7 protein-coding genes are annotated in these 12,469 nt (G+C 69.9%); 4 read left to right on the top strand and 3 right to left on the bottom strand.

What is annotated here, in order from left to right:
• The coding region (locus KBZ04_RS07770; RefSeq protein WP_254991380.1) for an NAD(P)/FAD-dependent oxidoreductase at positions 1 to 988 on the top strand (988 nt) is incomplete at its 5' end.
• On the opposite strand, the gene KBZ04_RS07765 is transcribed toward KBZ04_RS07770, so the two are convergent.
• Complete coding sequence (locus KBZ04_RS07765; protein ID WP_254991379.1) at positions 916 to 1,683, bottom strand: potassium channel family protein; 768 nt, start codon at positions 1,681 to 1,683, stop codon at positions 916 to 918. The genes KBZ04_RS07770 and KBZ04_RS07765 overlap by 73 nt on opposite strands.
• A gap of 111 nt (positions 1,684 to 1,794) precedes the next feature.
• On the opposite strand from KBZ04_RS07765, the gene KBZ04_RS07760 reads away from it, so the two are divergent.
• The gene (locus tag KBZ04_RS07760; protein WP_254991378.1) at positions 1,795 to 2,175 is read left to right on the top strand and encodes a hypothetical protein; all 381 of its coding nucleotides are present in this window, start codon (positions 1,795 to 1,797) and stop codon (positions 2,173 to 2,175) included.
• A gap of 56 nt (positions 2,176 to 2,231) precedes the next feature.
• Complete coding sequence (locus KBZ04_RS07755) at positions 2,232 to 2,753, top strand: HdeD family acid-resistance protein (RefSeq protein WP_254991377.1); 522 nt, start codon at positions 2,232 to 2,234, stop codon at positions 2,751 to 2,753.
• A gap of 3 nt (positions 2,754 to 2,756) precedes the next feature.
• Here KBZ04_RS07755 and ggt read toward each other — a convergent pair whose 3' ends face one another.
• A complete protein-coding gene (ggt, locus tag KBZ04_RS07750) occupies positions 2,757 to 4,538 on the bottom strand; it encodes a gamma-glutamyltransferase (RefSeq protein ID WP_315860089.1) in 1,782 nt (593 codons plus the stop codon).
• Positions 4,535 to 8,269, bottom strand: coding sequence for a hydantoinase B/oxoprolinase family protein (locus KBZ04_RS07745; RefSeq protein ID WP_254991376.1), 3,735 nt, complete (start codon positions 8,267 to 8,269; stop codon positions 4,535 to 4,537). The genes ggt and KBZ04_RS07745 overlap by 4 nt, the downstream gene beginning before the upstream one ends.
• Before the next feature lie 336 nt (positions 8,270 to 8,605).
• Here KBZ04_RS07745 and KBZ04_RS07740 point away from each other — a divergent pair.
• The coding region (locus KBZ04_RS07740) for a beta strand repeat-containing protein (RefSeq protein WP_254991375.1) at positions 8,606 to 12,469 on the top strand (3,864 nt) is incomplete at its 3' end.

Below are 12,469 nucleotides of genomic sequence, written 5' to 3'. Positions count from 1 at the left end.
CTACCTGCAGTCGGTGGTGGTGGTGGGGGCCGGTCCGGCGGGATGCGAACGGGCTGGCTCCCTGATCGAGCTGATGCACCGCGCCGTGGAGCGCGACTTCAAGCAGCTCGACCGCGCCCAGTGCCGGGTGGTCCTGCTGGATGCGGTCGACCGGGTGCTGCCGGCGATGGCCGCCAACCTGTCCCGGGATGCGGCGGCCTACCTGGAGCGGGCCGGCGTCGAGCTGCACCTGAACACGATGGTGGCGGCGATCGAGCCGGGCCGGGTGATCCTCAAGCGCCCCGCCGACGACATCGCTGACGCCGCCGCTGGCGAGGCGGGCGCCGGCGGTGATGGCCTCGGCGACCTGGAGGCCGCCACGATCTGCTGGACCGCCGGGGTGCGGGCCTCCCGTCTGGGCCGGCTGCTGGCGGAACGCACCGGCGCCCCCGTCGACCGGGGCGGACGGCTGCAGGTGGAGGCCGACTTCTCCCTGCCGGGCCACCCGGAGATCCGGGCCGTGGGGGATCTCTGCCACTACGCCCACACCGGCGACGGCCGGGTGCTGCCGGGCATGGCGGGGCCGGCCGTGCAGATGGGCGGCTGGGTGGCGCGCGACATCCTGGCGGGCCTGGAGGGGCGCCGCAGTGAGCCCTTCCGCTGGTTCGATCTCGGCAGCATGGCCGTGATCGGCCCCTGGTATGCGGTGGCGGATCTGCGCGGCCTGCATGTGAGCGGACTGGCGGGCTGGGTGCTCTGGGCCCTGGCCCACCTCGCCTTCATCCCCGACACCGAGAACCGCATCGCCCTGTTCAGCAAGTGGATGTGGCAGATCGCCACCCGCCAGCGCACGGCCCTGCTGATCACCGGCCGGCCCGACCAGCACCTCGGCGTCGATGTGGGCCTGGAGCGGGCCCTGCCGCCGGGTGGCCTGGCTCAGTCGCCGGAAGGGCCCCCCTCCGAACCCTTGAACCGATTGATCAGCACCCCCAGGATCACGGCGATGTAGAGCGGCCCGGCAATGCCCAGCACCACACTGGCCATGCGCGACGGAGGCAGGGCCGGGGTGATGTCGCCATAGCCGGTGGTGGTGAGGCTGACGAAGGCGAAGTAGTTGATGCGGGCGAAATCCAGCTCCCAGACGCTGTGGGCGGCCACCCCCGCATGGGAGCGGACGATGGCGGCCTGGCCATCGGCGGTGTTGGCCAGGAAGCTGCCGGGCTGGATCGTCTCCAGCACGCTCAGCACCAGGCCGCCACTGAGCCCGAGCAGCAGGTAGCCGGCCACCGCCCCGACCACCACCGGCCGGGTGGCCCGGGGCTCCCGGCCCAGGGTCCGCACCAGCCGCACCAGGCTCCAGCCGATGAACAGCGTGGTGATCAGCAGCAGGGGCACCCCGGACAGGCGCCGCGCTTCGGGGGTCAGCAGCCAGTACAGCTGGGCGACGAGGTTGGCGCCTCCCAGCGCCAGGTACAGACGGTCACCCCAGTCACGCGCCACCGAGCCGGCGAGGAAGCCGCCCAGCTCGACGGTGGTGAGGAGCGTGATCAGGAAATAGCCCACCGACCCGGCCAGGCGCAGCGTCTGGGGAAACGCCAGGCTCAGCATCACCAGCAGGCACAGAAACAGCAGCCGGCGGTAGAAGCGGTGCCGCCGCCGCGTCAGACCTTCCGGCGTGGCCGGCGCTGCCGGAGGTCGGATCACGGCGGCGATGGATCGGAACCGTCAAGGTAGGCCGCGCCTCAGCAACAGGCAGCGGCCCTGGACGCGAAGCCGGATCACCGCCTGATACTGGAGACATCCGCAAGGACTCCGATGGCCTTCCGCTTCCGACCCGCGACCCGCCTGCTGCCCGCCGCCGCGGGGCTGCTGCTGGCGCTGGCCCCCCTGGCCCCGAGCCAGGCCCAGGGGATCCCCTTCAACGAGATCCGGGCCCTCAACCTGGCCCGCAACGCGGCCGTGCTCAGCAACGGCGGGCTGACGGTGTACACCCCGGCCAACTGCATGTTCTCCACCTCGGCGGCCTCGAACCCCTGCCTGGTGCGCAACGACGCCGATGGCCTCGTTTTCCGCTTCCTGGGAGGCCCCCCCGGCTGGGAGGCGAAGGGCCTGCCGGCCACCACGGAAACGGAGATCAGGATCGCCCCGGACGGTCGCCGGGTGGTGGCGATCCTCTACAACGGTCCGCCCCGCTGAGCAAGGCGGTCGGCCCGGGGAAAGCGACCTAACCTCCCACCAGCCTCCCCAAGCCCTTGTCCGTCCCCGCTTCCCCCACCCTGCGCTGGGTCACCGCCGGTCTGCTGCTGGTGGCGGCCGTCCTCTGCCTGGCGCTTCCCTTCGTGTCGGCCACCCTGCTGACCATCGCCCTGGGCGGGGTGGCAGCGGCGGAGGGCGTCTCCCAGCTGCTGCGGCTCACCTCGGCCGATGACACCCGCAGCAAGGTGTTCCGCGCCATTTCCGGGGTGCTCTACCTGGTGGGCGGCATCGGCCTGGTGGCCTTCCCGGTGGCCAGCACCGTCAGCCTGACCCTGTTCATCGGCGTGCTGCTCGCCGTCGAGGGGGTGATGGAACTGGCGGGCGCCGCCGCCGGCGCCGGGCCGGCCCGGGGCCTGGTGCTGCTGGATGGCATCGTCACCGTGGTGCTGGGGGGAATGCTGATCGCCGAATGGCCCTCCGACAGCCTCTGGGCCATCGGCACCCTGTTCGGCTTCGGCCTGGCCTTCTCCGCCTTCAACCTGATCACCGCCCCAACCGCGCCTGCGCCCGAGGGCTGAGGCTCATTCCGGCACGGCCGGACCTTCGGCCCGGCGCGGATCCACCGTCCCCAGGCTGCCGCCCCCCGCCAGCACCTCGACGCTGTTGGCCGCCCCCATGGCCGGGGCCCGGCGGAGGGTGTGGCCCATGGCCTCCAGCAGGCGGCGGCTGTCGGGGCTGAGGCCCTCCTCCCCATCGATCCGATCCGGCCACAGCTGGCTGTGGATGCGGGGGGCGGCCACGGCACCGGCCAGGTTGAGGCCATGCACCATCCGGTTGAGCAGCACCTGCAGGATGGTGGTGATGATGCGGCTGCCGCCGGGGCTGCCGGTGGCGATCCAGGGGCGGCCATCGGGGCGGAACACCAGGGTGGGGGCCATCGAGCTGAGCGGCCGCCGACCGGGGGCGATGGCGTTGGCCGCCCCCTGGCGCAAGCCGAAGGCGTTGGCGCTGCCCGGCAGGGCAGTGAAGTCGTCCATCTCGTTGTTGAGCAGGAAGCCCATCCCCGGCACGCTGATGCCGTTGCCATAGGGGAAGTTGAGGGTGGTGGTGAGGGCCGCCAGGCCGCCCTGGCGGTCGGCCACCGAGAGATGGGTGGTGTTGGTGCCTTCTGTGGCAGCGGCCGCCTCCAGGACCGGGGCCGGGGTGTGGCGAAGGGGATCGATGCGGCGACGCAGGCCCTCGAGGTGGGCCGGCGACAGCAGCCGTTCCACCGGCACCGGCACCTGGTCGGGGTCGCCCAGCAGGGCGTTGCGGTCGCGGTAGGCCAGGTTCATGGCCTCGGCCATGGCATGGAGGCTGGCGGCGGCATTCAGGCCGGTGGCCGCCAGGTCGAAGGGTTCGAGGATCCCCAGCAGCTGCAGCAGGGTGAGCCCGCCCCCGGGCGGCGGCATGGTGAGCACCGGATGGCCGCGGAACTCCCGCCGCAGCGGCCGCACCAGCCGGGCGCGGTAGGCAAGGAGATCGCTGTGGGTGATCAGGCCGCCACCCCGCTCCATGGCGCCCACCAGGGCGTCGGCCACCGGCCCCCGATAGAAGCCGTTCTCCCCTTCGGCGGCGATGCGCCGCAGGCTGGCCGCCAGCTCGCCCTGGCGCAGCTGTGTGCCCGGCACCGGCGGCGGCAGGAACAGGCGGCGGGAGACGGGGTCGGCCTGCAATCGCGGGGCGGCGGCGGCCAGGGAATCGCTCAGCTCACGGCTCACCGGGAAGCCCTGGGCCGCCAGCCGGATCGCCGGCGCCATCACCTGGGCCAGGGGCAGGCGGCCGTAGCAGCGCTGGGCCAGGGCCAGGCCGGCCACACTGCCGGGCACGGCGGTGCTGAGCAGGCTGCGGGTGGCGCGGGTCCGGTCCACCTGGCCGTCAGGGCCCAGGAACATGGTGGCCGTGGCCGCCGCCGGGGCCGTCTCGCGGAAATTCACCGCCACCGCCATGCCGCCGCCGATGGCCAGCTCGGGGTCCGCCCCGGCCAGGCAGCCCCGCTGGCGGGCCGGCGTGGGGCCGGGCAGCCAGAGCAGCAGGAAGCCGCCGCCGCCCAGGTTGCCGGCCTGGGGAAGGGTGACCGCCAGGGCGAAGGCGGAGGCCACCGCCCCATCCACCGCATTGCCCCCCTGGCGCAGGATCGCCGCCCCCGCCGCCGAGGCCAGCGGCTCCTGGGCCGCCACCAGCCCCCCGGCCGACCACTGGGGCCGGAAGCGCTGCTCCCCCTCCAGCAGAACGTTGGTTTCCGGGACAGGGGGCGTCACCGGCCCCTGGGCACGCACGGGCAACGCGATCCCCGCCAGCAGCAGCAGCAGCGCCGCCCTCACAGCGGAGCTCCATAGCCGCCCCCACCAGGGGTGGCAATCTCCAGCAGGTCGCCCGGCTGCACAGCCACCTGGTCGCAGCCGGCCAGCTCCTGGTGCCAGCCGTCGGCCCGCTCCATCCGGTTGCGCCCCACCGCGCCATCGCCGCCACCGGCCAGACCGAACGGGGGCACCCGGCGGGAGCCCGAGAGGATGGCGACGGTCATCGGCGCCAGGAACCGCAGCCGCCGGACCACGCCGTCGCCTCCATGCCAGCGGCCGCCGCCGCCGCTACCGCGGCGGATCGCGAAGCGCTCCAGCCGCACCGGGAAGCGGTCCTCGAGGATCTCAGGGTCGGTGAGGCGCGAGTTGGTCATGTGGCTCTGCACCGCACTGGCTCCCGCGAAGCCACGGCCATCCGCCAGCACCCCGGCGCCGGTGCCGCCGCAGATGGTCTCGTAGTACTGGTGGTCGGCATCGCCGAAGCTGAGGTTGTTCATCGTGCCCTGGGCCGCCGCCATCACCCCCAAAGCCCCGAACAGGGCGTTGGTGACCGCCTGGGACGTTTCCACGTTGCCGGCCACCACCGCCGCCGGCGGCCGCGGGTGCAGCAGGCACCCCTCGGGCACCACGAGCTCGATCGGCACGAAGCAGCCGGCGTTGAGCGGGATCGGCCGGCCCACCAGGCAGCGGAACACGTAGAGCACCGCCGCCTTGGTGATCGCCAGCGGGGCATTGAAGTTGCCCTCCTGCTGGGGGGAGGTGCCGCTGAAGTCGATGCGGGCGCGGCGGGCGGCCCGGTCGATGCGGACGGCCACGACGATGCGGCTGCCATTGTCGAGCTCGACGCTGTGCTCGCCGCCTGTGAGGCCGGCGATCGCCTCGGCGACCGCCGCCTCGGCATTGGCCAGCACATGGCCCAGGTAGGCGCTCACCTCATCGGTGCCATCGCGGGTCAGCAGCCGCTGCAGTTCGCTCTCCCCCAGCCGGTTGGCCGCCACCTGGGCCTGGAGGTCGGCCAGCAGCTGCTCGGGGTTGCGCACCGGGTGGGGGCCGGCCGCCAGCCGCTCACGCCAGGCGTCCGCATCGAACCGGCCCTGGCGCAGCAGCGGCACGTGGCGCAGCAGCAGCCCCTCCTCCTCGATCCGGCGGCTGAAGGGGGGCATCGATCCCGGGGTGAGGCCGCCGACGTCGGCATGGTGCCCGCGGCAGGCCACGAACAGCAGCGGCGCCGCCCCGCCCTCGGGGGGGAACACAGGCGTGATCACGGTGATGTCGGGCAGGTGGGTGCCGCCGTCGAAGGGGTCGTTGGCGGCGTAGGCATCGCCCGGTGCCAGGGGCGGCAGGGTGCCGGCGGCCACGGCGGCCAGCAGGCTGGCGACGCTGTCGCCCATCGAGCCGAGGTGCACGGGGATGTGGGGCGCATTGGCCACCAGCCGGCCTGCGCCATCGAACAGGGCGCAGGAGAAGTCGAGCCGCTCGCGGATGTTCACCGAACGACTGCACTGGCGCAGCCGTTCGCCCATCTGCTCGGCGATGGCGCTGAAGCGGTGGTTGTAGAGCTCCAGCCGCACCGGATCCACCGCCCCGGCAACGCTGCCGCCCAGGGCCGCCCCGGCTGACGGAGCCTGCCGCTCCAGCAGCAGTTCGCCCCCCGCCAGCACCCGGCCGCCCCAGCCGGGCTCCAACACCGTGGTGCCCGTGGGCTCCACCACCAGCGCCGGCCCCGCGATCCGCTGGCCCGCCGCCAGCTGCTCCCGGCGCCAGAGGGGCACCTGGCGCCAGACCATCCCGGCGCCGCTGCCGGCGCCGTGCTCTTCTGCCAGGCAAAGGGGCACCCATTCGGAAGGCTCGGGCGGATCCGCCGCCTCAGGGAGCTCCGCGAGCTTGGTGACTGGCGCCGGGGCCTCGGGGGCCGGGGCAGCCACCTCCACCTGCAACCGCTCCACCACCAGCGGCTCGTCCGGCACCACGAAGCCGAAGCGCTGCCGGTGGCGGGCCTCGAAACCGGTGCGCAGATCCGCGTGCGCGTCCTCGGGCGGCCCGACGGGCCAGGGCAGCTCCAGCCCCTGGTCGCTGCCGCGATAACGCAGCTCCAGGCGGGCCTGCCAGCACGGCGCCTCGCCGGGGGCCAGATCACCGCTGGTGCCCAGTTCGGCGCTGGCTTCGGTCACCAGCGACGCGATCTCCCGCTCCAGTTGGGGCAGCAGGGCGGGTTCGAGGGGCTGCCGCAGGGTGCGCTCCCGCAGCAGGGAGGGGCGGGCCAGGCCGATGCCGTAGGCCGAGAGCACCCCGGCCAGGGGATGGAGCAGCACCCGGGTGAGGCCGAGGGCGTCGGCCAGGGGGCAGGTGAGCTGGCCGCCGGCGCTGCCGAAGGTGACGAGCACGGCGCCGCGCAGGTCGTGGCCGCGCTGGATCGAGATGCGGCGGATCGCCTCGGCCATGCGCTCGATGGCGATCGTCAGCGCCCCCTGGGCCGCAGCCTCGGGCCCGGCCACCCCAAGCTGGCGGGCCAGGGCCTCGAAGCGCTCCACCGCCACCCCGCGATCGGCCGGCCGGTCACCGCCGGGGCCGAACACAGGCGGCAGCGCCTGCACCGGCAGCCGGCCCAGCAGCAGGTTGGCGTCGGTGATCGCCAGGGGGCCGCCACGGCCGTAGCAGGCGGGACCGGGGTTGGCGCCGGCCGAGCGGGGGCCCACCTGCAGGCGCCCGTCCTGCACCTGCAGCACCGAGCCGCCGCCCGCCGCGACGGTGTGGATCGGCAGCATCGGCGCCAGCAGCCGCAGGCCGTCGATCTCGGTGTCGTTGCTGCGCTCCCAGGCGGCCTCGCCGCGGCCGGCGTCAAAGTGGAAGACATCGCTGGAGGTGCCGCCCATGTCGAAGCCGAGGATCGGAACGTCACCGAATCCGGCCGCCTCCGCCACCGCGACGGCCGCCACCATGCCACCGGCGGGGCCGGAGAGGATCGTGTCCTTGGCCTGGAGCAGGGCGGGGGCGCGCAGGGCTCCGGCGGAGGTCATCACCCGCAGCGGGATGGCCGCCCCGATGGCGGCGCGCACCTGATCGAGATAGGCCCCCAGCACCGGGGCCAGGGAGGCCTCCAGCACGGTGGTGTCGAGACGGGGCACCAGCCGGGGCTGGCGACTGAGCCGGTGGGAAAGCACCACCGGGGCGAAGCCCCGTGAGGCCAGCCAGCTCCCGAAAGCCTGCTCATGGCAAGGGTGACGGCCGGCGTGTAGCAGGGCCACGGCCACGCTGCGGAAGCCGTCGGAGCGGGCCTGGGCCAGGGTCTGCTCCAGCGCCTCATCCAGCTGCAGGGGCTCCAGTTCCACCCCATCCGCCGCCAGCCGGCCGTCTACTTCAATGATCCGCAGGGGCGGGGGCTCGGGCCTTCGGATCTCCAGGGCAAAGAGGTCGGGGCGGTGCTGGTCGCCGATGCGCTGCAGGTCGGCAAAGCCACGGGTCACCAGCAGCAGCACCGGCGCCCCCTGGTGCTCCAGCAGGGCGTTGGTGGCCACGGTGGTGCCCAGCCGCAGCTCCGAAACGAGCCCGGGGGGAATGGGTTGGTCGGGCGCCAGCTCCAGCAGCTCGCGCAGGGCGGCCACGGCGGGATCCTGCGGGGCCAAGCCATCGGAAGGCGGCGGCGGATCGGAGAGCCGTTTGCGCACCAGCAACTCGCCACTGGGCGTGCGGGCCACCACGTCGGTGAAGGTGCCGCCGCGGTCGATCCAGAAGCGCCAGCCGGCCCTGGTCACGACGGCTGTCGCGCGCTGGAGGGACAGGCAGACACCAGAGAGGACAACGAAAAGGCCCTTCTAAGGATGGGGGCTGGAGGGGCCCGATGGGAAGAACGGCCTAACGATCCGTCCGCCCGAACCCATGGCTTGAGGTATGCCCATGGACGAAGTCCGGGGAGGCACGATGTAAGCCTGAATACATGACATGACGCCCCAGTGATAGGCGCATAGACCGGGCCAGAGGCCCAGATAAGCATAAATAATAAGAATTGTTACACAGGAGCAAGCATGGATGGCTTGATGAGAAATCGAGTTAGATTTTGGTGAAATTTCTTTGATGGTGGATGAAGGCCCATGGCTAGTTCGTCCTACGCGGTCAATTTCAGCGGCCTTCTGACGGAGCAGGGAGAACAGCAGGTCTTCAGCTTTGATGGTGTCATCGGCGACAGAATCTTCTTCGACGGCATCGACGCCGATCCGGTCTTCGAAAACATCTCTTACAGCCTGATCGACCCTTCCGGGGCCACGATCTTCACCAACTTCGGCCACACCGCCGGCACCACCCCGGCCACTCTCACCCTCAGCGGGACCTACCAGATCGTCATCCGCGGGGATGCCAGCACCACCGGCGACTACAACTTCAGCCTGCTTAAGCCCAATCAGGCCCCCATCCTCCCCCTTGGCGCCACGATCACCGATGCCCTCACCCCGGGGATCAAGAGCAATGTTTATCGTCTGAATGGCACCAGGGGCCAACGTTTTCAGTTCGACAGTCTGCTCGCACCGCCCACGAGCACCACCTGGGTACTCTGGGGCCCCAACAATCAGCCGCTCAACTCCACCGGCACCTCCAGCGGCACGGATTTCAGCGTCACGCTCCCCGCCGATGGTGAGTACTACCTGATATTCAATGGCACCAATGCCACCGCAAGCGTCAGCTACAGCTTCCAGGTCAACGACATCAGTGATCCACCGCCCGCTTCCCCCACTGCCTTCCCCTTCAGCCAATCGGGATCGGTGAGCGGATCTCCGGTTGATTTCACCTTCACGGCGGCCGCCGGAACCCTGATCTACTTCGACAGCCTCGATCAGGACGGCGATGCGGTCAGCGTCAACATCCTGGATCCGGGAGGCTCCAGTGTGGGCTCCGACAACGCCAGCAACGACTCCGTCAGGGTACTGCCGCGTTCAGGCACCTATACGGTGCGACTCACCGGCACCGGTGATTTCAACTTCCGGCTCCTTGATCTGGCCGCCAACGCCACGGCGCTGACCCTCGGAAGCACCGTCACCGAGACTGTGACCCCCACCTCAGGGGCACGGATCTTCAGCTTCGCCGGCGCCGTGGGGCAGCGGCTGTTCTATGACGCCCTCGAGCAGGACTTCGACAGCGTTCAGGCGTTTCTGATCGGCCCCAGCGGCAACAGCCTCACCAGCCTCTTTTTCGTCAACTCCTCTAGCGACAGCGACATCTTCACCCTCAGCGAATCCGGCACCTATTATCTGGTCCAGCAGTCCACTGCACAGTCGGCGACGGATTTCAGTTTCCAGTTGCTGCAGGCGCCGGCCACGGATCTGGCCTTCGACACGGTCACCAGCAGCACCCTGGCCCCATTCGAAACCGAGCTCTACCGATTCACCGGCACGGCCGGACAGCGGCTCGTCTTCGACAGCCAATCACCCTCGGCCTTCGGGGCCAACGTGTTTCTGCGCGGTCCCAACGGTGAGGCGATCACCAGCGGCAACCTCGCGTCAGACTTCGAGATCACGCTGACGCGCAGCGGCAGCCACATTCTCTATATCGACAGCACCAGCACGAGCAGCATTCCCTACAGCTTCCAGCTCGTCACCCCCACCACCACCAGCACACCACTGACCCTGGGAAGTGCCGTCAACGGCTCGATCGGCGAACCGGGCGAGCAGGACGTCTACACCTTCAGTGGAACTGCGGGCCAGCGCCTGCTTCTCGACGCCACCGTCAACAACAGCAGGACCCTCTTCGCCACCCTGCGCAGCCCCAGCGGGGCCTTGGTGATCAACTTCGCCGACACCGATTTCGACAGCAGCCTGGTCACCCTCACCGAAACCGGCACCTACCAGCTGTCCATCGAAGGCCAGGTCGGCAGTGCCACCAGTACGGGCAACTACAACCTCCAGTTGATCGATGCGGCGGCCGCACCCGTCCTCACCCTGGACACAGAGACCACAGGTACGCTGACCCCTGGGGCGGCGAGTGCGTTCTACCGCTTCACTGCGGCCGGGGGCCAGCGTTTCGCTTTTGACAACATCACCGGCACAGGTCCGTTCGTTCGGGTCTTCGATGCCGGCAACACCCAGATCGCCGGCGGCTCCCTCGGCTTCGACTTTGAGTTCACGACTCCGGAAGCGGGCACCTATCTGCTCCAGATCGAGGGCAACAGCAACACCACCACTCCCGTCAGTTACAGCTTCCAGCTCGTCACCCCCACCACCACCAGCACACCGCTGACTCTGGGCAGTGTCGTCAGCGGCTCGATCGGTGAACTGGGTGAGCAGGACATCTACACCGTCACCGGCACCGCCGGCCAGCGGCTCTTCTTCGACGCCACGGTCAACAACACCAGAAGCATCCTGGCCACTCTGCGTAGTCCCAGCGGGACCTCCCTCAGTTTCCTGGACGCCGATTCCGACGGCACTCTGATCACCCTCACCGAACCTGGCACCTATCAGCTGATCGTCGAAGGCCAGGTCGGCAATCCCAACAGCACGGGCGACTACGACTTCAAGCTCATCGATGCCAGCAATGCCACCCTGATCACCCTGGGCACGGCCATCACAGGCACCCTCAGCCCAGGGAGAGAATCGGATTTCTATCGCATCTCCGGCACCGCGGGCCAGCGGCTCACTTTCGACAGCCTGGCCGCCGCGACGGGGGCCAACTGGCGTCTGTTCGACCCCAGCAATGTGACGGTGGCGGGAGCCAGCGTTGGTGCCGGCACGGATTTCACGGCCTTTCTGGATGCCACCGGCACCTACCTGCTGCAGATCGACGGCAGCAGTGCCAGCGATGTCAGCTACAACTTCAATGTAACGGGCACCATCGACCCGCCGCCCGCCGCACCCACAGCCTTCCCCTTCAGCCAATCGGGAACGGTGTCAGGAGCCCCGGTTGATTTCACCATCACCGCAGCGGCCGGGAAACTGCTCTATGTCGACAGCCTCGACCCGGATTTTGACAGTGTTTCCCTGCAGATTCTCGATCAGGGCAATGGCAACGCCACCATCTACAGCACCAACGCCAGCTTCGATTCCTCAGCCGGTCTCGTTCTGCCGCGTTCGGGAGGCTACACCGTCAGGGTCAATGGGTCGGGCGATTACAACTTCCGGATCCTCGATCTGAGCGCCAGCGCCACTCCCCTTACCCTGGGCAGCGCCACCAGCGGACCTCTGGCGGCCGCCGCCTCACAGATCTTCAGCTTCAACGGCAGCGCAGGCCAACGGCTCTACTTCGACGCGCTCGAAGAAGATAGCGACAACATCAACCTGCTCCTGCTGCGCCCCGATGGGACCTCGGTGCTGGGGGGGAGTGGTGAAGCAGACAGTTTTCCGACCTTCAGCCTCACGGAAACGGGCATTTACCACCTGCTGCTGGTCAACAATGCAACGACGGCGGCCGACTTCAACTTCGCTCTGAGGGATGTGGCCACCGCCACGGCTCTGCCCTTCGACACCGTCACCAACGGCAGCCTTTCCCCCGGCCAGGAAACCGACCTCTTCCGCTTCACCGGCACGGCCGGCCAGCGACTCGTCTTCGACAGCCAGACCGCCGGATTCCCCAACGCCACCTGGCGGGTCATCGGACCGGCCAACCAGTCCGTGGCCAACCAGAACATCAGCACCGACCTGGAGCTGAACCTCACCGCCGATGGCACCTACGTCCTGGCGATCGATGGCTCCAGCACCACCACGGTCAACTACGGCTTCAGCCTGATCACCCCCTCCACCACCACAACCGCCCTCAGCCTCAACAGCCCCGTCTCCAGCTCACTGAGCGAGATAGGCGAGCGCGACATCTACACCTTCACCGGAACGGCGGGCCAGCGGCTCTACTACGACGCCCTCACCAGTGACTTCACCAGGAGCTTCCCCGTTCGCCTGATCGACCCAACCGGCGACATCGGTCTGCTGAACCAGCAGCACTACTTCGACAGCAACACCCCCTTCACCCTCACCGAAACC

Origin of the sequence: Cyanobium sp. N5-Cardenillas (assembly GCF_024345515.1) — a bacterium.
Classification (GTDB): Bacteria; Cyanobacteriota; Cyanobacteriia; order PCC-6307; family Cyanobiaceae; genus Cyanobium.
This window is presented reverse-complemented; position numbering and strand designations above follow the sequence as displayed.